Origin of the sequence: Streptomyces sp. NPDC059740, assembly GCF_042733155.1 — a bacterium.
Classification (GTDB): domain Bacteria; phylum Actinomycetota; class Actinomycetes; order Streptomycetales; family Streptomycetaceae; genus Streptomyces.
The window spans coordinates 106606-126414 of the sequence record NZ_JBHWGP010000011.1; the positions used below are offsets into that span (position 1 = coordinate 106606).

The 19809-nt window shown below is 69.7% G+C and carries 18 protein-coding genes; 6 read left to right on the forward strand and 12 right to left on the reverse strand.

Annotated elements, in window-relative coordinates:
• Positions 1 to 723: 723 nt before the first annotated feature.
• Both recQ and ACFV3R_RS15880 read right to left on the reverse strand, forming a co-directional pair.
• Positions 724 to 2886 carry a DNA helicase RecQ gene (recQ, locus tag ACFV3R_RS15875; protein ID WP_385581927.1) on the reverse strand — a complete coding sequence of 721 codons (2163 nt, stop codon included), beginning with the start codon at positions 2884 to 2886 and terminating at the stop codon, positions 724 to 726.
• A gap of 155 nt (positions 2887 to 3041) precedes the next feature.
• Complete coding sequence (locus tag ACFV3R_RS15880; RefSeq protein ID WP_385581930.1) at positions 3042 to 3527, reverse strand: hypothetical protein; 486 nt, start codon at positions 3525 to 3527, stop codon at positions 3042 to 3044.
• Positions 3528 to 3980: 453 nt separating this feature from the next.
• Between ACFV3R_RS15880 and ACFV3R_RS15885 the strand changes: the two genes are divergently transcribed.
• Positions 3981 to 4850 carry an LLM class flavin-dependent oxidoreductase gene (locus tag ACFV3R_RS15885; RefSeq protein ID WP_385581933.1) on the forward strand — a complete coding sequence of 290 codons (870 nt, stop codon included), beginning with the start codon at positions 3981 to 3983 and terminating at the stop codon, positions 4848 to 4850.
• Positions 4851 to 4915: 65 nt separating this feature from the next.
• Here the strand turns inward: ACFV3R_RS15885 and ACFV3R_RS15890 are convergent, their stop codons facing one another.
• Complete coding sequence (locus ACFV3R_RS15890) at positions 4916 to 5848, reverse strand: ScbA/BarX family gamma-butyrolactone biosynthesis protein (RefSeq protein WP_385581936.1); 933 nt, start codon at positions 5846 to 5848, stop codon at positions 4916 to 4918.
• A gap of 132 nt (positions 5849 to 5980) precedes the next feature.
• On the opposite strand from ACFV3R_RS15890, the gene ACFV3R_RS15895 reads away from it, so the two are divergent.
• The 3 genes from ACFV3R_RS15895 to ACFV3R_RS15905 all read left to right on the forward strand — a co-directional run bounded on the left by ACFV3R_RS15895 (position 5981) and on the right by ACFV3R_RS15905 (position 8470).
• Complete coding sequence (locus ACFV3R_RS15895; protein ID WP_385581940.1) at positions 5981 to 6610, forward strand: ScbR family autoregulator-binding transcription factor; 630 nt, start codon at positions 5981 to 5983, stop codon at positions 6608 to 6610.
• 176 nt (positions 6611 to 6786) lie between these two features.
• On the forward strand, positions 6787 to 7521 hold the full coding sequence (locus ACFV3R_RS15900) for an SDR family NAD(P)-dependent oxidoreductase (RefSeq protein ID WP_385582247.1): 735 nt from the start codon (positions 6787 to 6789) through the stop codon (positions 7519 to 7521).
• A gap of 328 nt (positions 7522 to 7849) precedes the next feature.
• On the forward strand, positions 7850 to 8470 hold the full coding sequence (locus ACFV3R_RS15905) for a ScbR family autoregulator-binding transcription factor (protein ID WP_385581943.1): 621 nt from the start codon (positions 7850 to 7852) through the stop codon (positions 8468 to 8470).
• 356 nt (positions 8471 to 8826) lie between these two features.
• Here the strand turns inward: ACFV3R_RS15905 and ACFV3R_RS15910 are convergent, their stop codons facing one another.
• From ACFV3R_RS15910 to ACFV3R_RS15935, 6 genes are all read right to left on the reverse strand, one after another.
• Entirely contained in the window at positions 8827 to 9777 is a 951-nt protein-coding gene (locus ACFV3R_RS15910) for a hypothetical protein (RefSeq protein ID WP_385581946.1), read from the reverse strand.
• 205 nt (positions 9778 to 9982) lie between these two features.
• Complete coding sequence (locus tag ACFV3R_RS15915) at positions 9983 to 11170, reverse strand: helix-turn-helix domain-containing protein (RefSeq protein WP_385581949.1); 1188 nt, start codon at positions 11168 to 11170, stop codon at positions 9983 to 9985.
• A 507-nt stretch (positions 11171 to 11677) separates the two neighbouring features.
• Complete coding sequence (locus ACFV3R_RS15920) at positions 11678 to 12259, reverse strand: TIGR00730 family Rossman fold protein (protein ID WP_385581952.1); 582 nt, start codon at positions 12257 to 12259, stop codon at positions 11678 to 11680.
• Positions 12260 to 12320: 61 nt separating this feature from the next.
• Complete coding sequence (locus ACFV3R_RS15925) at positions 12321 to 12806, reverse strand: hypothetical protein (RefSeq protein WP_385581955.1); 486 nt, start codon at positions 12804 to 12806, stop codon at positions 12321 to 12323.
• Positions 12807 to 13314: 508 nt separating this feature from the next.
• Positions 13315 to 13476: a hypothetical protein gene (locus ACFV3R_RS15930; protein ID WP_385581957.1), complete on the reverse strand. Its 162-nt coding sequence runs from the start codon at positions 13474 to 13476 to the stop codon at positions 13315 to 13317.
• A 550-nt stretch (positions 13477 to 14026) separates the two neighbouring features.
• On the reverse strand, positions 14027 to 14362 hold the full coding sequence (locus ACFV3R_RS15935) for a deoxyxylulose-5-phosphate synthase (protein ID WP_385581960.1): 336 nt from the start codon (positions 14360 to 14362) through the stop codon (positions 14027 to 14029).
• 1143 nt (positions 14363 to 15505) lie between these two features.
• On the opposite strand from ACFV3R_RS15935, the gene ACFV3R_RS15940 reads away from it, so the two are divergent.
• Positions 15506 to 16795 carry a serine/threonine-protein kinase gene (locus tag ACFV3R_RS15940; protein WP_385581963.1) on the forward strand — a complete coding sequence of 430 codons (1290 nt, stop codon included), beginning with the start codon at positions 15506 to 15508 and terminating at the stop codon, positions 16793 to 16795.
• Positions 16796 to 17641: 846 nt separating this feature from the next.
• Here ACFV3R_RS15940 and ACFV3R_RS15945 read toward each other — a convergent pair.
• The 3 genes from ACFV3R_RS15945 to ACFV3R_RS15955 all read right to left on the reverse strand — a co-directional run bounded on the left by ACFV3R_RS15945 (position 17642) and on the right by ACFV3R_RS15955 (position 18883).
• Positions 17642 to 17800, reverse strand: a complete 159-nt coding sequence (locus ACFV3R_RS15945) for a hypothetical protein (RefSeq protein WP_385581966.1) — start codon at positions 17798 to 17800, stop codon at positions 17642 to 17644.
• A 200-nt stretch (positions 17801 to 18000) separates the two neighbouring features.
• Positions 18001 to 18429: an ATP-binding protein gene (locus ACFV3R_RS15950; RefSeq protein WP_385581969.1), complete on the reverse strand. Its 429-nt coding sequence runs from the start codon at positions 18427 to 18429 to the stop codon at positions 18001 to 18003.
• Positions 18430 to 18475: 46 nt separating this feature from the next.
• Entirely contained in the window at positions 18476 to 18883 is a 408-nt protein-coding gene (locus ACFV3R_RS15955) for an NUDIX hydrolase (protein WP_385582250.1), read from the reverse strand.
• A gap of 111 nt (positions 18884 to 18994) precedes the next feature.
• On the opposite strand from ACFV3R_RS15955, the gene ACFV3R_RS15960 reads away from it, so the two are divergent.
• The gene (locus ACFV3R_RS15960; RefSeq protein WP_385581974.1) at positions 18995 to 19783 is read left to right on the forward strand and encodes a GntR family transcriptional regulator; all 789 of its coding nucleotides are present in this window, start codon (positions 18995 to 18997) and stop codon (positions 19781 to 19783) included.
• The last annotated feature ends 26 nt before the right edge of the window (positions 19784 to 19809 follow it).

Consider the following 19809-nt stretch of genomic DNA (forward strand, 5'->3'; position numbering starts at 1 on the left):
CAGCCCGGCAGGGCCGGCGCTGCCCGAAGCCCGGGCGGGGCGTGGACCAGGCCAGGAGCCTGAGCATGGAGCGGGGCGAGGCGGGGCGGGTTGGGGTTGGGGTTGGGATGGGGCTGGGGCTGGGGCTGGGGTGGGGTTAGAAGGTAAGGGGCTCTCAATTCTTGGTCGCCTTGCCTTGGGGCCCCCACCCCTCCCCCTCCCCCTCCCCCTCCCGCCCCTCCGCCCCCCGGCCTCACGACGTGCAGCCCAAGGCCCACGAGGCCCAAAGCCCAAGGCCCAAGGCCCACGAGCCCAAGGCTCAAGGCCCAAGGCCCACGAGGCCACGAGCCCACGAGGCATCACCTGCCCACGGGCCCTCAGCACGCGAGGCAGCCCGTCACAGCGCATGCCTGCCACCGAGGCCGACCGAGCCGATGCCACGCAGCCGGCCAGTCAGCCGCACCGCCTGCGCCTGCGCCCCGGCCGGCCCCCGCTGCGCCCGGAGCCCTGCTCAACCGCCGCAGAGCCGGCTGGCCCTTAGCTGTCCCCGACCTTCCCTCGCAGCGCCTCAGCTCTTCCTCCTCATCGACCGCCTCGGCAGCCCGGCCACCACTCCGCCCGGCCACCACTCCGTCCGGTCACCACCCTGCCCCGCCGTAGCCCCGCATGGCCCTTGCTCGCAGCCGTGCGGCCCCACAGAGGTCAGAGGGGAGGAACGGGGACGGGGAGGGAAACGGAAATTTCTCAGTCGTCTGCGTCGCCCGCCGGTGGTGCGGAGTCGGGGAACTCGGCGCCCTCCTGGGGGTCGGTCTCCTCTCCGGAGCCGGTTGCTTCGGCGATCACGGTGAGGATCTGGTCGCCGTACTTGGCCAGCTTGTTCTCACCCACACCGTTCACACCGGCCAGCGCGGCCTCTGTGGCAGGGCGTGCCCCGGCGATCTCGCGGAGAGTGGCGTCGTGGAAGATCACGTAGGCGGGGACGCCCTGTTCCCGGGCCGTCGCCGCCCGCCAGGCGCGCAGCGCCTCGAAGAGCGGGAGCGCCTCCTCGGGCAGGTCGACCGGTGCGCGTCGCTGCTTGCTCTGCCGGCCACCGGACGCTGCGTCCCCCGACGCCCTGCTGCGACTCGGCTTGGCCGGCTCGCGGCGCAGCGGCACCTCCTGCCGCCCAGCGAGCACCTCGGCGCTGGACTCGGTCAGCACCAGGGTCCCGTGGTCGCCTTCCACGGCGAGCAGACGCCTGGCCAGCAGCTGCCGTATCACCGCGCGCCACTCCGCCTCACCGAGGTCGGCGCCCACCCCGAAGACGCTGAGCGAGTCGTGGTCGAACTGGATGACCTTGGCCGTCTTGCGGCCCATGAGGATGTCGATGATCTGGCCGGCGCCGAACTTCTGTCGCCGTTCGCGCTGCAGCCTCACCACCGTCGACAGCAGCTTCTGCGCCGCGACCTTCCCGTCCCAGGTGGACGGCGGGCTGAGACAGGTGTCGCAGTTGCCGCACGGTTCGCCCTCCTGACCGAAGTAGGCCAGCAGACGGACCCTGCGGCACTCGACCGTCTCGCACAGCGCGAGCATCGCGTCCAGGTGGGCGGAGAGTCGCCGCCGGTGCGCGTCGTCGCCCTCGGAGCCGGCGATCATCTTCCGCTGCTGGACGACGTCCTGAAGGCCGTAGGCGAGCCAGGCCGTGGACGGCGCCCCGTCACGGCCGGCACGGCCCGTCTCCTGGTAGTACCCCTCGACCGACTTCGGGAGGTCCAGGTGGGCCACGAAACGCACGTCCGGCTTGTCGATGCCCATGCCGAAGGCGATGGTCGCGACCATCACCAGCCCCTCCTCGCGAAGGAACCTGGCCTGGTGCTCGGCGCGCTTCGCAGCGTCCAGACCGGCGTGGTACGGCAGGGCGTTGACGCCGTTGCGGACCAGGAACTCGGCCGTCTTCTCCACCGAGGCCCGCGAGAGGCAGTACACGATGCCCGCGTCACCGGCGTGCTCGCCCCGCAGCAGGTCGAGGAGCTGCTTGCGCGGTTCGGCCTTCGGCGCGATCCGGTACTGGATGTTGGGCCGGTCGAAGCTCGCCACGAAGTGACGCGCGTCCTCCATGCGGAGCCGGGAGGTGATCTCCTTGTGCGTCGCGTGTGTCGCGGTGGCCGTCAACGCGATGCGCGGCACCGTCGGCCACCGCTCGTGAAGCATCGACAGGGCCAGGTAGTCGGGCCGGAAGTCGTGTCCCCACTGGGCGACGCAGTGGGCCTCGTCGATGGCGAACAGCGACACCTCGCCACGGTCGAGGAGGTTCAGTGTCTGCTCGACACGGAGACGTTCGGGTGCGAGGTAGAGCAGGTCCAACTCGCCCGCGAGGAACTCGGCCTCGACCAGGCGGCGTTCTTCGAGGTCCTGGGTGGAGTTGAGGTAGCCGGCCCGCACCCCCAGCGCCCGCAATGCGTCGACCTGGTCCTGCATGAGGGCGATGAGGGGGGAGATGACGACCCCGACGCCGGGCCGGACCAGTGCCGGAATCTGGTAGCAGAGGGATTTGCCGCCACCCGTCGGCATGAGGACGACGGCGTCCCCGCCTCCGACCATCTGGTCGATGACGGCTTCCTGCTCGCCGCGGAAGGCGTCGTAGCCGAAGACCCGGCGCAGTACCCGGAGCGAGGGCGAGAGGCCGTCGTCCTCCGCCTCGGCCACCGACGCCGCCCAGGCGGACGCCGGGCTCTCAGGTTCCTTCGCACCGTCCTCGGGAGGCCGCGCGGCGGGGGCTCGGTCGTCGGGAGGGCCGTCCGACGCCGGCCATGACGCGTCCTCGCCGAAGTCCGCCCCCTGCCACGGGTCGGGCTCGTGCAGGGCCGGGCCCCACATGTCGTCCGCGTCGGCGGGACTGCGCCGCGTGCTGGTCCTCGTCACGTCCATGCCGGTGCCTTCCGTCCCCGTGTGCTGCGGCGGCGACCGTGCCGCCCTTCGTTCCGCCCTGCACCCCTGAAGCCTACGAGGTGTGGCGGCGGCTTGCCGGAGGCTGTGGATAACTCGGGAAAGCGCTGGTCAGAGGGTGAAACGGCGCAGGAGGGTCATACGACGTCGGGGTCGAGGCGGGCGTTGACCAGTGCTGCGGCGGCGCCCGCGTCGTCCACGGTGATCACGAAGCAACGGCCCGAGGTGAGGTCGAGCCAGAGTGCGTCGCCGGCGCGGAGGGAGACCGCGGTCGTACCGGGCTTCCAGCGGTATCCCCAGCCTCCCAGGCGCAGCGGGTCGCCGCGGTCGGACCACGCCCGTGCGACCGACCCGTACGGCACCCGTCGTCGCAACAGGGGGATGGCGACGGAGGAGACCAGCACCCCCCGCCGGTCCACGACCACTCGGACCGAGCCCAGCGCGACGAAGGCCAATGCGGCGACGAACAGCCAGATCAGGGCGTATCGCAGGTCGGTGAGGACCACTTCGGCCACCACCAGGCAGACCGCCGCGACGCACCCCGTCACCAGCATCCAGGGAACCGTCACCGTCCGGCGCCACACCTCGTCCCGCTCGCCCGCCCCTGCGGCTGATGTGTTCATGCACCTCATCATCCTGGGCCGCCACGGACACCAGGAAGGCGGGGTTCCTCCGCTGTGACGGACCTCGCACCACCCGTGCCGTCCACGCCTCCGCGAGGCCGGCCGCGGCCGGCGCACCCGAACAGGTCGCGGGCCCGAGTCCGGCCCCCACGCGCTCCGGTCCCCACGCGCTCCGGGCGGACCCGTCGGGCCGGCTCCGGTCCCGCGCTCGGGCAGAGCCCGTGAGCCCGGCCGGAACCCGTAAGGTCTGCGGGCCGGGGCATCGGGGTACCGAGGTACCGGAACACCCCGCGGGAGGCAGCGTCCGGCCCGGACACGTGCGGGCCGGGACAGCCCGGACGCCGTGCCACCAGGTCACAGTCCGGCCGCGCGTGCCCTCGGGGACGGCCCGGACCCCGCGCGCCACCAAGGCCAGGGGCCCCGGGGAACGGGACAGTGAGAAGGCGAGGCGGCATGCGCATCGGAATCGGACTCCCGAACACCACCCCCGGCGTCGACGGGCCGCTGCTGCTGCAGTGGGCGCGGCGCGCGGAGGAACGCGGCTTCGCCTTCGTCTCCACCATCGGCCGCGTCCCCTATCCCTCCTACGACTCGCTCACCGCACTCGCCGCCGTCGGCGCGGCGACGTCCCGCATCGAGCTGCTCACCAACGCGGTGCTGGCCCCCACCTATCCCGACGCGGTACTCGCCAAGATCACCGGTACCGTGGCGCAGCTCAGCGGGGGGCGCCTCACCCTCGGCCTGGGCGTCGGAGCCCGCGAGTCGGACTACCGCGCCTCCGAGCGGGACTTCGCCTCCCGTGGCGACGTCTTCGACCGGCAGCTGGAGTACCTGCACCGGGCATGGCGGGGGGAGCCCGTCGAGGCCGGGGACCACGAGGGGGAGCAGCGCGCCGTCGTACCGCCCGGCCGGGAGGTGCCCGTGCTCGTCGGCGGCCACGGCCGGCGGGCGGTGCGCCGGACCGCTCGCTGGGGCGCCGGCTGGACCGGTGCCGGCGGCGGCCCCCGGCGTGCCGAACCCATGGTCGGGCAGGTCCTGGACGCCTGGCGCGAGGCGGGCCGGCCCGGAGAGCCGCGCCTGCTGGGCCTGGCGTACTTCTCGACCGACCCCCGCCACGACGAGGCCGCAGACGCCTACCTGCGGAAGTACTACGCCTATGCGGGAGACCACGGGAACACCATCGCCGAGGGCGCGGTGCGCACCCCGCGGCGCATCCGCGAGATCATCACGGAGTTCGAGTCGGTGGGGATGAACGAGGTCGTCTTCACCCCGACCCTGGCCCACCTCACGGAGGTCGACCGTCTCGCCGACCTGGTGCTGTGAACCACCCCCCCTCCCCGCCCGCACGCCCACCCGCGCTTCGACGGCGGCCACAGCCACAGCCACGATCACCCAGGCAGGACCTCGCAGGTGACGTCGGTCGAGAAGACCTGTTGCCCGTTCTGAGACGCCTCCACCCGCATCCGGGGGCGGGCATCGCCGTCGGGGTCCACCGGGATGACGGAGAGCAAGCACGGGGAGTCGAGTTCGGTGTACCTGGTGAAGGTGCTCTCCAGGGCGACGGGCAGCAGCCGGACCGGTGCCCCCTCGGCCTGGACCGCCTGTGTCGCGGCCTCCAGCAGCACCATCCCCGGTATGTGGTCGTGGGGGTGGTCGAAGAGCACCTCGTGGTCGGTGACGGCCCGGAGCTGGTAGCCGCCGGGGGTTTTGGTGGCCGACACCACCACGTCGTGGGGGTCCAGCCGGTCCACCTGGGCTGCGGGGACGGGCGGTGCGGGCGGGAGAGCCTGGGCGAAGGCTGCCAGCGCGTCCTGCCGTCCTCTGCGCAACCGGTTGTAGACGGCCGGCGGATGGGTGTTGTACTTGAACTCTCCTGTGCCGATGGGCTCGCCGTCCTGGAAGCCCTCGACAAGCGCCGTCAGGTACACCGACCCCATACGTCGGCGCGTGACCTGGGTATGTGTGACCCGCAATTCGACTACCGTCGTACGGGAACCCCGGATCCAGCGTTCGGAGTTGATCGAGGTGTGCACGTAGTCCCACCCCAGCCGGTCCGCCAGTGGCACCCGATAGGCGGTGTGGGAGAGGACTGCCAGGGCCTGGCGGGCACCCTCGGTGAAGAGGAGAGGGCTCGCGATGCCGGTGGCGAGCGTGTAGAACGCGTGGGAGAGGGGTCGTTCGATCGTCACGACGTGAGTGTCGGGTACGACCTCGCGCCACTCCCGCACCATGGACTCGGCGGATGACCTCTTACGGGTCAGTGCCGCCGTTCCAGGTGCGGGGCGATCCTTGGGAACCCTCTGGACGGTGATGCCAGCCATGCGCGTACTCCCCAGGACATGAGCGCCTGTCGAGCCGTGGTGGCTTCGTGCTGCGCCGGAGCCCCACACCTTGACCTGTGGCCAAAAATAGAGAGTCTTCTTTTCTCTGTCGAGAAGAACGGATGAGATGCGATGGCGGGAAGGGTCGTCAAGCAGGAGCGTGCGATACGGACGAGAGCGACCCTCATCCGGGCGGCGGCGGAGGTGTTCGCCGAGTCCGGCTTCGCCGGGGCGAGCGTCTCCAACATCGCGCGGCGTGCCGGCCTCACCCTGGGAGCGATGTACTTCCACTTCCAGAACAAGGAGGAACTGGCCCGGGAGATCGTTCTCAGCCAGCCGGCCACGGTCGTCCCACCTCTGGAGTCCAGGGGCCTTCAGCACGCCGTCGACATAACGCTGACCTGGGCGTACGGGATGCTGGACAACCCCGTTCTGCTAGCCGGGGCGCGGCTGGTGACCGACCAGGAGCAGTTCGTCTCACCCCGGGACAATTCCCACGCCCAGTGGACGGAGATCATCACCCAGGACTTCCTCGAAGCCCGCCGGCTGCGGGAGCTGCGGTCGGGGGCGGAGGTCGCCCCCATGGCCCGGCTGATCGTCAACGCCTGCACCGGGGCGCAGATGCACGCCTCCCTGGAATCGGGCCGACGGGACCTGCCGCAACGTGTGGAGGAGACCTGGCGGTGCGTGCTTCCGTCCCTGGCCGTGCCCAGCACAGCCAAACGCCTTGAGTTCGGCGAGGCACGGGGCAGAGGGCTCTGAGGGCGGCGGAACCAGCCAGGACACCGGCCTCCAGATCCCGAACGGCCTGACGTCCCGGCGCTCCGAGGCCGCGGTGCTGCAACGTCGCGACGTCCAGGCATAGCGCCCCTCCCAGGTCATCGCGCACAATCGGGCGGACGATCAGGAGGACGGCAGTGCTCAGTGGCAAGACAGTGATGATCACGGGAGCTTCCAGCGGCATCGGGGAGGCGGCTGCGCGCTTGTTGGCCGGCGAGGGGGCGGCGGTCGTCCTCATGGCCAGGCGCGAGGAACGGCTGCTCGCCCTCGCCGGTTCGATCACGGAGGCCGGGGGGCGTGCCACGGTCGCGGTCGGTGACGTCCGTTCCTCCGAGGACGTCCGCCACGCGGTGACGACCGCGGTGGAGACCTACGGATCACTGGACGGTGCCTTCAACAATGCCGGTTGGGGCTCCGTCGGCCCCTCCCTGCACGAGATGGACGACGCGGACTACGACCGCATGATGGATGTCAACGTCCGCGGCGTGTGGAACTGCCTTCGCCACCAGATACCGGTCATGCTCCAGCAGGAGGCCGGCGGCTCCATCGTCAACACCTCCAGCACCGCAGGCATGTTCGCCACCGGTGCCACCGCCCCGTACGTGGCCTCCAAGCACGCCGTCGCAGGGCTGACGAAGGCCGCCGCCGCCGAGTACGGCGGACGCGGCATCAGGGTCAACGCCCTCATGGTCGGTACCACGCACAGCGAGTTGATGGACGAGGCCATCAAGCGGCACCCCGTCCTGGAGAAGGCCTCCGTGGCACGCGCCATACAGAAGCGGATGGCCGACCCGCAGGAGATCGCCCAGGCGGTGGCGTGGCTCTGCAGCGACCGCTCCTCCTTCATCACCGGCGCGTCCGTCCCGGTGGACGGCGGGTGCAGCGCGGTCTGAGACCACCGGCCGCCCGGCTGCGGGCGGCCGGCCGGCACCCCGCAGGCCGAGCGACAACCGCGCCTCGGCCTGGGCGACTTGTCACGCACCACCGTCAACTGCAGGCGCAGGAGCCGGTGGTGATGAGCGTGCGGCGAGCAGGTGCGTAGCACGTTCGCCTCAAACCGGCGTCCCACAGGCGAGGTTGCGTCGTTGTCGACACTCCTGGCAGGATTTGGCCTGCAAAAATAGTGCTCTGCATTTTTCTGCACCGTAGGCCGGGCGGGTGCGGGGAAGCGGAACCCCGGTCCCCGGACTGCCCGTCGCGCGCGGACGGGAGCGCAGGCGGATGAACAGGACGCAGAAGGGGACTGTCGTGCAGGAACGAGCGGAACGCACGCGCAGCGCGCTGGTGCGGGCGGCTGCGACGGAGATCGACCGCCGGGGGTTCCATGGCGCCTCCCTCACCGGCATCAGCCGCTCGATCGGCATGTCCATGGGAGCCCTCACCTTCCACTTCCCCGTCAAGGACCAGCTCATCGCCGCGGTACACAGCGAGGCCGCGACCGTGATGCGGCAGGCCGTGACCGCCGCCTTCGCCGAGCCGGGCCCGGCGCTGACACGGACCCGCGCGGTGCTCCTCACCGTCGTGCGGCTGCTGGAGGAGGAGCCGGTGGTCCGCGCGGCGGCCCGGCTCTCGACCGAGCGGCCCCAGACCGGTGACGACTGGACCACCGCCTGGCTGCCGACGGTCAGGGCGTCCCTCCGGGAAGCCCGCGAGCAGGGCGCCCTCGGTCCCCACGTCGACCCGGAGACCGCCACGGCGCTGGTGGCGGGCATCCTCGCCGGATTCGAGTCCTGGCTGCGCCGCCCCACCGGAATGCCCCCGGCCAGCCGCCATGTCGCGAGCATCTGGGACTGCGTGGAACCGGCGCTGGCCGCCCACCGGGTCACGGCCGCAGCACTCTGACCAGCGGCCCCGCAGCCGGAGCGCCGTGACCAGTGGCTGCGCAGCCGGAGCGCTGTGACCAGTGGCTGCGCAGCCGGAGCACTATGACCAGCGGCTCGCAGCCGGAGCGCCGTGACCAGCCGGTTCACAGCTGGGGCGCGCCGCGACCAACGGGCCCACAGCCGTCTGCGGACCGTCCGCATCTCCAGCAGAACACCGTCCCGGGGCGGACCGGGCACGGGACGCCCCGTGCTCTTCGTGCTTTTCGTACGTTTCGTGCTCTTCGTGCTCTTCGTCCAGTGCCCGGGCGGGCGGGCCCCGCAGCCCGCCCGCCCCCGTACTACCCCGTCCGACTGCCCGTCCGACCGCCTGCCCGACTACTCGTCCGACGCCGGGTCGTGCGTCCCCTCGAAGTCGTCACCGAGGAGTACCTGGGCCCACCGGGAGCCACCGTCGGCGGAGTTGGTGACACAGAACCAGAGCGTGGCGTGCCCCTCGGAGTCCACGAGAGCCTGGAGTTCGCCGGGCCGTCCAGTGCGGGACAGGGGGTTCTGCTTGCCCGGGAGGTAGGCGAGAGCCTCGGGCGTGACGTCGACGACGGGAACGTCCGGCACCGGGACGGCCCTGGGGATCAGCCATACCTGGCCGGCGCGCCGGGACTGGAAGAGGCCGCCGCACTCCTTGTCGGAGACGGCGTGGACGCCGGGACCCGAGCCGCTTTCGCCGTAGACGGCGATGCCGTCGCCACTGACACCGCGGACCCCCGGGCTGCCGGTGCCCTCGACGCCGAAGCTCTTCTCGCTCGCCCCCTGCACACCGCCGTCGCCCCCCTTGCCCCGCACGCCGATCTCGTCGGACCGGCCGCTGACCCCCGACCTGCGCTCCGCCTCCCAGTCCTTGTCGCGTGCCGTGGTCCGGGAGTAGCCGAGCACGCCCTGTGCGCCGTGCCCGAAGACACCGGCCGAAGCACCGCCCGCGCCGAACACCCCGCTCTGCACGTCCTGCTCGACGTCCTTGTCGCGCTGCTCGGCGTGCACGTAGCCCACGACGCCGTTGAGGCCCCGGCCGTAGACGCCGTTGCCCGCGGGCATGGTGCCGATGGCGCCGCCGGTGGGGAACTCGACGGTTCCCTTGGCGGAGATCCCGTCCACCCCGGCGGCCACGGTCCGCAGCACCTTGTCACCGTCGATGCCGACATGGAGGACGAAGTCGTCCGCGTAACCGTTGGGCGCGGCCTCACCGTTCTTGCCCAGCAGAATGGTGCGTTCCTCGCTGGAATTGGTACGCCCCACCACCATGTCCTCGTTGGGACCGGTCGCTCCTGACATCGCGCTCTCCGTCGTCCTGCGGCGGCCCACCGCCGCGCACCGATCGTCACCACCGCCGCGCCGGCAGCCCGCCCACCGACCCTGGTGCCTCATGACCAGGGTGGGGCGGCGGACGGCGCCCTGCCTGTGGGGAGCGGCCGAACGGGGGCCCGGCCGCCTGGTCTGCCGGAGGCCCGGGTAGGCGGCCCCGCCCTGTTCCCGGCCCTCACCGGCGACCACGAGACACCGGCCCAGCTGACGGCTGGAACCCGGAGCCGGAGGGAACGGGAACCGGGACGTCCGCCGACGACCGGCAGTCGCCGCACCGGCCCGGCTCCCGGCCTCGGAACGCGCGGTCGCAGCCGTCGCAGTTGTGGAGCGGGTACCTCGCGGGCGGTGGGGCGTACGGGACGCGGAACGGAGGTGGGGGAGGAAGCCGGGCTGCGAGGCGGTGCGCCAGGAGAGCGGCCGGGCGCCGTAGGCCCTCGGGCGGCAGGCCGGCGGTCAGGGCGTGGGCGACAGCTTCCGGGGAGACCTCGCGCTCCAGCCAGGCGGCGACGCCCGGGGCCAGATGAACGGTCTCACAGGCGGAGAGGAGCAGACGGGCGTCCTCGCGGTGCAGGGCGGCGAGGAGACCGACGGCCGGCTGGAGGACGGAGGGGGAGGAGCGGGTGGGCTGGGGCACGGGCGGGAGAGGGCGGTGCTGCTTCACGAGGCCCTGTTGCCTGTCGGCGGCCGCGGACTGCGGCGGGGAGGCGGCCGCGTGAGGTGGGGAGACGTCCGAGCTGCGGGGGACAGGCGGACGGGGGGAGGCGGAGACGTGGGCCGGGGAGGCGGCTGTGTGGCCGTCGGAGCCGGTCTTCCGGGGCAGCCCGGCACCCCGTGACGGCTTCGGGATGCGTCCATGCCGAGCAGCGGCCGGGTCGGCGGGGGCTGCGGTGCGGGCGGGCACGTCCCGAGCCGGCGGGGCGGGGGTTCTCCGGTGGGCTGCGTCCGGCTGGTTGCAGGAGACCGTGCGCGTGACGATCAACCCGGCCGGAGTGCGCTCCCGGACGCGCCGCAGGTAGCCGTGCGCCTCCAACTCCCGCAGCCCGGCAGCGATGCGGACGCGCCCTTCGGCGAACCGTTCGGCGAGGCTCCTGATGTCGACGCGGGCACCGGTCGGCAGCGACTGGATGTGTACGGCAAGCCCGATGGCGAGCAGCGAGAGCTCCCGGTGCTGGGCCAGGTGGTTGCCGACCACCGTGAAGCGCGCGGTGTGGCGGGTGTTGTCGTGGGTGACACCGGCCGGGTGGGCGGTGGCACGGTGGTCCGCGGGACGGCGACGAGGGCGCGGATTCCCCCGTGCGGGGGGTGTGTTGCCGCCAACGGCTGACTGGGCGTGCGGGGGCACGCTAGGGTTTTGGTTACCCATCGGGAAGCCTTCTTCTTCCTCGGTGGTCAGGCCCTCGATCGGGATTGCTACTCCCGGCCGAGGGCCGATGCATGTCTGTGGTTGTCGGCCTGAGCGTAAGGGTGTTGGGGGGCGCGAAATCCAGCCCAGCCGGGCAGGTTCACCCGCCCGAGTGAGTCTGATCTCCGGGCGGGTGGGGTGGGGCTGGGTGGGGTGCTTTACCCCTCATGTGCCTTGGAGAAGAAGCCGGCGACACCGGGTCCCGCGGGCACGGGCTCCGGTGCCCTGACGTCCTGTTCGGCCGATCCCAGGCGGTCTCGTCGGACGCCTGCCTCAACCGTGCCGTCCCCGGGCCACCCCGTAACGGCCGACTGACGGCCGACAGCCTGCTCGGGGGCGGGAAGCCGGCGCTCTGCCATCGGCGACGACCGACTCGTCACCCGTCACCGAAGCGTCACCGACCACACCGACCACGCAGACCACACGGACCTCATCAACCTCATCGACCACCTTCGGGCGGCTGGTGAGCTACCGCCAGGTCTCGCCGTGCGCTGGCCGCGGCATGCTGCGCAGCCGCTCCTCCAACGCCGCCAGCAGACCGCTCAGGTCGGGTGCGACGGCGAGGTCGCCGAGGGTGGACTCGGGGAGAAAGCCGGAGTCGGCGATCGAGCGCAGGGCACCGAGCAGCGGCGTCCAGAAGCCTCCGGCGTCGAGGAAGCCGACGGGCTTGGTGTGGAAGCCGAGTTGGCGCCATGACCAGACCTCGAATATCTCCTCCAGGGTGCCGAGCCCGCCTGGCAGGGCGACGAACGCGTCGGCGTGCTCAGCCATCAGCGCCTTGCGCTCGTGCATCGAGTCGCACATGAGCAGCTCCGTCACCCCCTCGTGCGCCCACTCCCGCTCGACCATGCTGCGCGGCATGACGCCGATGACCTCGCCGCCTGCCTCCAGCACGCTGTCCGCCACCACTCCCATCAACCCCCGGCGGCCACCGCCGTAGACCAGACCGATGTCGCGCCGGGCCAGCTCCACGCCCACCCCGGCGGCCAGCTCGGCGTGCGCCGGGTCGTGTCCGTCGGACGAGGCGAGGAAGACGGCGAGGCGGCGCATGAGGACCTCCGATACGGCGGCGACGGGTTCTCCGGGTGTACCACAGGCATGCCAGTGCTGGTCAGGGCTTAGGGGGCCTTGCCATATGCCCGCCCGGGCCGCGTGGTCCGGCACCGCACCTCGCGGCGTTGCCGAAAAGCCCTAGCAGCTCCGCCACGAGGACTCTCCGGCACTTTGCGATGCACGGCACCAGACCACGCGACCTCATCGGACGCTCATATGGCAAGGACCCCTTACTCGCGAGGGGCGGCTCTCCTGGAGCGCGGGTGGCCCGCGAAGAACGGCTGCGGGCGTGGAAGGCGCCGGCGGCGACGGCCAGTACCGCAGGCAGCAGCAGGAACGACCCGCAGAAGAGGAGCACGGCACCCACTGCCGCGCTGCCGATCAGGGCACCGGCCCGCAGGAGGCTGCGGCGGGGCAGCAGGGCGACCGCGGCCAGCAGACCGGCCAGGGTGACGGCGACGAGGCAGGCGGAGGTGGCCCGGAACAGGGAGTCCAGGCCGAGCAGCCCGAGGGCGCAGGACAGCATGACGGCAACGGAGGACACGGTGAGAAGCGTGAGGCTGCGCCGGGGTGCGGCTCCAGCTCCACCAGGATCCGTCGTCGGCAGGCGGGGCATGGCCCCTACGAGCCAGGTCACCCACTCCCGGTCCCCGACCGCCGCGCGGACCCGTGCAGGACTGCCGGGCACACGCCCCCTGCCGAAGGCGCCCTGCTCCGCCGCCCTCTGCCGAAGGCGCACTGTTCCGCCGCCCCCCAGTCGAAGGTGCACTGCTCCGCGCGCAACGAGGGAGTTCGTCTGGGCGCGAAGGTTGCACATCGCCTGACACAGACGGAACTCCGCTGGTTCGAGGCGGGGCTGACGGAGGCCGAGTTCACGAGCCTGGAGTGCCGGTACGGCTTCGAGTCCGCGGCCGATCACCGGGCATTCCCTGCCGGCCGGGCTCCCGATCACCGTCCCACCATGGTCCGGCTGCGTTGCCCACCCGCCCTGCTGCGTATCGCGAATCACCTGGACGACGTCGAGGACTGGCCGGGCACCCGGTACAGCTGGCTCAGTTGGAGTCCGCGCTCTTGGCGGGACGGCCGTCGGTGTAGGCCGTGACCCGGTAGAGGTAGCCGCCAGGGGTGAGGTAGAGCGCGTGATGGGTCGCCCCGCGAGGATCCCCGGGCGGCACGTCCACCCAGCCGATGAGGACGGATCGGGGGATGGCCACCCTGACCTCGGCGAGTTCGGCTATAAGCTGGGGGTCGAGTGCCACGGGCCGCAGTTCGAGAGGCCCCCCGCTGTTCCACAGCTCGCCGGACTCCGTCTGCGAACACGTCGCCGTTGCACTGCTCATGACTTCTCCTGCCGATCGGTCGAATCCGTACTGTGATCTCTCATGCGCTCAGTACGCGCTAAGCGTCAGAAGGGTCGGAATGGCTCATTCCCGGCGCTGACATGGCGCGTCTGGACGTTTCCTGCTCGTAGCCTCCTGGCATGGCGTGTGCCGACGGGGTTCACCCTGCCTGAGGCAACCTGAAGCTGACCTGAAGCGCTTTGAAGCCGCTTTCAGGTTCGGCCCGTTGGGTACGGGGGCGGCTTGCGGTGGAGGGGGCGGGGGGCGTCCTCCGGGGCCTCCAACGGGGGCCGGGCCGCCGCATGAGTCGAGTTCACTGAGGCAGCGGGAGTTCTGCTCAGGCACAAGTCGGCGACGCTGACGCTGGACACCTACGGGCGTCTCTTCCCCGACCGCCTCGACGAGGTCGCGGAGCTTGTGGTTGCTACGGCAGTTCGCGGCGGACCAGGGCCTGAGCGAACGGCTCCCCAGTAGCCCCGGCGTAGGCCATCCGCTCCCGCACTTCCCTGAGGGTTCGAGGGCGGTAGCCCGGACCGCCGCAGCAACTCTTGTGGAAACGCACTCCGGCGCGCAGTAGCACGGAGAGCGTGCGCCAGCCAGAGGTGTCCCGCCTTTTGGGAGCCGCGAAGGCGGAGCCGACGTGGACGAGTGGTGCCGCGCAGCGTGGACAGACCCGGTCGTAGTCGTAGCGGCCGGGGTGCGGCTGCTTGTACGAAGCCCGGCAGGGCAAGCAGACGTACGAGGTCTTTCGAGGCGGCATGCGGCGAGAGTAGTCCGGCCGAGGGGGCAGGAGCGACGGATTCTCGGCGTGTTCCGGAGGCTCCTCAGCCCAGGTGGCGGGGCTATAGGTCCTGTCCAGCGGCTCACGGTCGGAGCCGTCATCGGACGGCTGAAGTCGTGACGGTGCCGCGGAAGGCATGGGCTCTCCTGCCGTAGCCAGAGGTTCGACAAGCGTGCCTACGTCTTCCACGGCACCCGCTTCGATCAGGATCCCGCTTCGATCACGAACAGCCGGACAAGCGCGAGTGCACCGCTTCACTCCTTGCGTTTGTCGAACTCGACCGCTACGGCGTGGAGGGCGCCGCGCCCTTCGAGGGTCACCCTCGCGCCGTCGGTCATGGTGATGGTGACCGGCTGCCAGGTCTTGCCACCCTCAACCCTGATGGATGCGATGTTCTCGTACGGAACCTGCCCCAGGTGCTTGCCGACCCGGTTGAGCGCTCAGCGTCAGTTGTGTGCCCGATCCCCCACTCGATCGCATAATGCGACAAGAGAGGCCACGGCGGGGCGTTGTCCGCGTCGCCGCCGGGTCCGTCCGTGACAGCTCTCCGACAGACATCCTTGAGGAGTGACGGCGGGCTCGATGCGGTCTCCAGACCATGCCCGGCGAGCGCGGAGCCGGCTCGACGGTGTTGCCGATCGGCGCGGAAGGGGATGTCAAAGGCCCCGGACCAAGATCGGTCCGGGGCCTTTGCGCTGGTGCCCCCGGCAGGATTCGAACCTGCGACACCCGCTTTAGGAGTTCGATTCGAGCCTGCTCCGAGCGCTGTCGTCGGCTGGGGTGACGGTCGAAGAGGTGTGCTGGTGTGCTCCCCTGTCCGGCGTCGTTGATGTCAGCTGTGGATGTCAGAGGCCCTCTGATCCGTAGCCCTAGCTAGATTGGTTCAGTGCTGGTCACCTTCGATGCGGGCCAGCGCCGCAGCAAGCCTTGGGCAGCCGTCGTGTGTCGACGTTGCCATCAATCACTGCCGTCACGTGCCGTCTTTGGGGTCGGTCTGGTAGGGCTCCGTCTGGACTGAGTCCTACCAGACGAGCCGAGAACGCCCCGAGAGAAGGCCCTCGCCGATAACATATCGGTTGTCAAGTCGCGGGCAGGGGCCCTGCCAAAGACTCAGGGGGCGGCATGTCTAGGTCAAGGTTTCACAAGATTCGTAAGCTTGGCGCTGGTGGGCAAGGAGAGGTCCTCCTCGTCCGCGAGGAATCCACGTCGACCATTGTGGCCCTTAAACGTCCTTTGGCTGATGCAAACCTCGACGCAGGAAGTCGAGAGATGGCAAGGTTTCAACGAGAAGCGCGCATTCAGTCGAAGCTTACACATCCAGGCATTATGCCTATACTCGGAATCTATCGCAACGCCACAGGCCCGTCATTCACAATGCCGCGAGCGGAGACCTCCCTAGAAGAGGTACTGAAATCGGGGCCCATTTCCGAGATGGAAGCCACTAATATAATCTTGGTCGTGGCAGATGCCATTGACTACGCCCACCGCGAAGGGGTCCTGCATCGCGACCTCAAACCCGCCAATATCCTACTTCTGGACAAAGGGTGGGTGGTCTCGGATTTCGGCCTGTGCCTCGATATGAATTCCAACAGTCTGACTATCACGCAGTCAAATACGGTAGTTGGCTCTGTTGCGTATATGGCGCCTGAGCAGTACGACGATGCTCACGAGATTACGGCTAGCGCGGATATATTCTCCATCGGTCGAATCTTTTACCACATGCTCACCGGTAAGTCTCCGTTCCCCTATATGAGGCTAGAGCAGGTACCTAGGAAATTCCGATACCTGATCAGTAAGTCAGTAAGTGAATCTCCGTCTTCGCGCTATCAGAAAATGGCAGAGTTCCGCAATGAACTAGAGCTCCTGACGTCTGAGGCGCCGAGCGGCACAGACCTCATGGAGGCGGCCCGCGCGCTGAATACGGAGTGCATTGAAGGCGACGAAAGGGCAGCGGCGCAGCTCGCTCGACTGTTGATCGAAAACGCCGAGGACGAGATCTTCTACAAGGACTTCGTACCTTTTCTGCCTGCAGATTCTCTGGCTGCCATGGAAGTCTATTCGACCCGAGAATTCAAGCGAATAGTCCTCAGGTTTGATGAACTCTCGGAAGGGGATCACCCTTTTACTTATACGGATAAAATTGCCAACTTCTTTCGAAATGTAGTGATCGTTAGTACGGATTTCGAGCTGCGGAGGGCGGCGCTTCGGCGAATACTCATTGTGGGTGCGAGTCATAATCGATTCTATATCGGCGGAGTGTTTGCTGACTTGGTGGAAGCCCTGGGGGACATGGATGACGTAATGCTAATCGCTTCACTTCTGAGGGAGAATCCTCATGAGGCGCGCTTCATGGCGAGCTACCTTCGGCAGCGCTCCGTCTCTTCGCGCATCGTAAATGCCTTGCCTGACTAGATGTGCTCCTACTTGGTTTCCTGAGGGCCTGCGAATTCCCCCAATTCACCCCAGCTCCCATCCCGTCCGCCGTCGACCCACACACTGTGGAGCGGGCGTGGTTCAGGGCGTCCAGGTGGAGCGCGCCACTGTACGAACGACCTGGACGCCCTGGGCCGCGTCTGCTCGGCTCTGCCTGGGTCGACGGCGGACGGGATGGGAGCTCCCACGCACGCCACTTACGGGCTCGCAGTCGGCGACGGTGCCCCCTGCATCCCGGTGCCGGCCGGTCCCCCGCCGGAGGCACTGTTCTGACCTTGGCCGTTGCCCTGTGCGGTACTCGCCTCGTGGTTTTCGGCTCATCCGCCTGAGCGCGGCGCGGGCGTCGGCCGGGCTGGAGCGGGGCGGAGACAGGAGCGCAGGCCCGGGCGGGGGCCGGGCCGCGCGCGGGGAGCGGAGCGAGCCGCCTTGAACCAGTAGAGAAAGTTGTAACTCAGTCCGTGGGGAAGGGCCTGAAGGCGTAGGCGCAGGCTGGTAGTTCAGCCCCTTGGCGGTGAGCGAGCGGCAGGAAGACCACTGGTCGGGCGGTCCAGGTGATACGTGTCCGACCATGGCCGATCACGACCGTGCAGGGCTCCCCGCGCAGAAGCGCATGCCTCGTCGCGTCTCGGCCTTCCTCAAGCCAGTACCAGGCATCCCATGCGGCCTCCCCGCGCAGTACTGGCGTGATGGTGCTCAAGGCGGCCGCGATCCAGCGCACAGCCTGCCCAGCCGCGTAGGCGTCGTGTGAACTGAGCAGGACCGACCTACCGGGGCTATTGAGGTCCTGCGTCCAGCACTCGCACCAGTAGCCGCGGCGGAGTTCGCTCACGCGGCACCCCTCGGCGGGTAGACCGTGAGCAAGTAGCGCGCGGTGTCGTCGTGCAGGGTGAGTTGGTACGCCGTGCCGCCCGAGAGGTAGGCGAGGGCACGTTCGTGCTCGGCCTCGTCCCTGAGCCAGTAGCGCCCTGGCTGCGCGTACGCCATGTCGAGCTGATCAGCGACGTGCCCCGCTCGCTCCCGAAGCCAACGGATCGCCAGGCGCGGACTCGGCGCCTCGTAGGTCCCCAACCCAGTCGGGCCGCCCTCGTGCAGCGGGTACGCGACCGCCGAGCAGCGATACGCCCCGCGCCCTGCCTCGGCGGTCGTGGCTGTGGCTGCGGTTAAGCCTTCAACGCCGAGGTTCGTCAGCATGGCCAGCCTTCCGGGCAGACGGTGGTGAAGAGTTCGGCTGTCACCGTGTGGCCGGCCTGGCTGTCGTAGATGACGACGCGGTCGGCGATCGCGGTGACCATAGCGAGCCCGCGTCCGTGGACGGCGTGCCGACCGGGGAGTGAGACCTTCGGCTTCGTCTTGACGCCCCCGCTGTCCGTGACCGACAGGGCGACCAGCTCCGGTGAGACCGACAACGACAGGTGGAAGGTGCCGGTCTTGCGGCCGCTGGTGGTGTGGAGGATCGCGTTCGCGCTGAGTTCGCTGACGATCAGTTCGGCGTCTTCGAGCTGGGGGAATCCGTGCAGGATGTCGCGGGTCCAGCGGCGGGCCCGGCGGACCTCTTCCGGGAAACCTGGGCAAGACAGTCCCCAGACCTTCGCCGTACTCATATACTCGTGCATACAAGTTCCTTCGTGCTGGTAGGCCGACATGTACTGCGGGTCAGAGCTAGACGAGTTTCACGCCGTCGTGCGCGCGGATGGCCGGCGGGGACGTCGCGTCCAGGGCGTCCAGGACGCGGATCGCGTATGCCTCGTCGGCGAGTTCGATGACCTCTTCGCGGGTGGCCCAGCGCAGTGCGCGGGTCTCCTCGCCCGTGGTGGGGGTGCCGTCGGCGGCTTCGCAGCGGAAGACCATGGAGACGATCAGCCCGGTCATGTTCTTGTAGACGCCGGTGAGGGTCGCCGGGGACTTGATCTTGACGCCGGTCTCTTCGAGGACCTCGCGTTGGAGGGCTTCGGGGATGGTCTCCTCACGTTCGAGGACGCCGCCCGGCGGTTCCCAGTGGCCGTTGTCGCGCCGCTTGATCAGCAGGGCCCGGCCCTGGTCGTCGACGATGACGCCGGCGACGCTCACGGAGTGCGGGCGGTCTGTGCTCACGGTCGGTCCTCGGCCTTCTCGGCTGGCTAGGCTCTCCACCGTAGCAACAAAACTCGGCCGCTCGTCTAGATACCTAAAGGAGTACACATGCCCCCTCTCTCCTCCGGCTCACTCGGCCAGCTCGACCCTACGAGTGACCGCGCCGTCTTCCGGCAGATCGCTGACCAGCTACGTGAAGGCATCGACCGCGGACGCTTCCACGAGGGCGAGAAGCTGCCCTCGGAATCGGAACTCGTGGAGCACTTCGGCGTCTCCCGGATGACGGTCCGCAACGCCTTCTCCGTCCTCCAGGGGGAGGGCCTGGTGCACGCCGAGCACGGCAAGGGCGTATTCGTGCGACCCCGCCCCCCGGTGCGGCGGCTCGCCTCGGACCGCTTCGCGCGGCGCCACCGCGACCAGGGGAAGTCGGCGTTCATCGTGGAGGCCGACGCGGCCGGAAGTCACCCGCAGGTGGACAGCCTGGAGGTCAAGGAGGAGAAGGCGGCCCAGGACATCTCCACCCGGCTCGGCTCGGTGCGACGCGTCCTCGCCCGGCGGCGCCGGTACCTCCTGGACGGGCGGCCTGTCGAGTTCGCGACCTCCTTCCTCCCGCTGGACATCGCCCGGGGGACGCCGATCGCAGAGCCGAACCCGGGGCCCGGCGGCATCTACGCCCGCCTGGAGGAGCTGGGTCACCACCTGGACCACTTCGAGGAGGAGATTCGCGCCCGCATGCCCTCCCCGGAAGAGGTGCGCATGCTGCGGCTGGCCTCCGGGGTGCCGGTGATCCATCTGATCCGGACCGCGTTCGACACGGAGGGGCGGGCCGTCGAGGTCTGCGACACGGTGATGGCGGCGGACGCCTACGTGCTGTCGTACCAGCTCCCGGCGACGTGAGGAGGTGAACCGCGGTGGTGCGCGGG

Bases quoted from the DNA above. Each gene is read 5' to 3' on its own strand.
- recQ (WP_385581927.1), bottom strand. From the start codon at position 2,886: ATGGACGTGACGAGGACCAGCACGCGGCGCAGTCCCGCCGACGCGGAC.
- ACFV3R_RS15880 (WP_385581930.1), bottom strand. From the start codon at position 3,527: ATGAACACATCAGCCGCAGGGGCGGGCGAGCGGGACGAGGTGTGGCGC.
- ACFV3R_RS15885 (WP_385581933.1), top strand. From the start codon at position 3,981: ATGCGCATCGGAATCGGACTCCCGAACACCACCCCCGGCGTCGACGGG.
- ACFV3R_RS15890 (WP_385581936.1), bottom strand. From the start codon at position 5,848: ATGGCTGGCATCACCGTCCAGAGGGTTCCCAAGGATCGCCCCGCACCT.
- ACFV3R_RS15895 (WP_385581940.1), top strand. From the start codon at position 5,981: ATGGCGGGAAGGGTCGTCAAGCAGGAGCGTGCGATACGGACGAGAGCG.
- ACFV3R_RS15900 (WP_385582247.1), top strand. From the start codon at position 6,787: ATGATCACGGGAGCTTCCAGCGGCATCGGGGAGGCGGCTGCGCGCTTG.
- ACFV3R_RS15905 (WP_385581943.1), top strand. From the start codon at position 7,850: ATGAACAGGACGCAGAAGGGGACTGTCGTGCAGGAACGAGCGGAACGC.
- ACFV3R_RS15910 (WP_385581946.1), bottom strand. From the start codon at position 9,777: ATGTCAGGAGCGACCGGTCCCAACGAGGACATGGTGGTGGGGCGTACC.
- ACFV3R_RS15915 (WP_385581949.1), bottom strand. From the start codon at position 11,170: ATGGGTAACCAAAACCCTAGCGTGCCCCCGCACGCCCAGTCAGCCGTT.
- ACFV3R_RS15920 (WP_385581952.1), bottom strand. From the start codon at position 12,259: ATGCGCCGCCTCGCCGTCTTCCTCGCCTCGTCCGACGGACACGACCCG.
- ACFV3R_RS15935 (WP_385581960.1), bottom strand. From the start codon at position 14,362: ATGCCGCCTCGAAAGACCTCGTACGTCTGCTTGCCCTGCCGGGCTTCG.
- ACFV3R_RS15940 (WP_385581963.1), top strand. From the start codon at position 15,506: ATGTCTAGGTCAAGGTTTCACAAGATTCGTAAGCTTGGCGCTGGTGGG.
- ACFV3R_RS15945 (WP_385581966.1), bottom strand. From the start codon at position 17,800: ATGGCGTACGCGCAGCCAGGGCGCTACTGGCTCAGGGACGAGGCCGAG.
- ACFV3R_RS15950 (WP_385581969.1), bottom strand. From the start codon at position 18,429: ATGCACGAGTATATGAGTACGGCGAAGGTCTGGGGACTGTCTTGCCCA.
- ACFV3R_RS15960 (WP_385581974.1), top strand. From the start codon at position 18,995: ATGCCCCCTCTCTCCTCCGGCTCACTCGGCCAGCTCGACCCTACGAGT.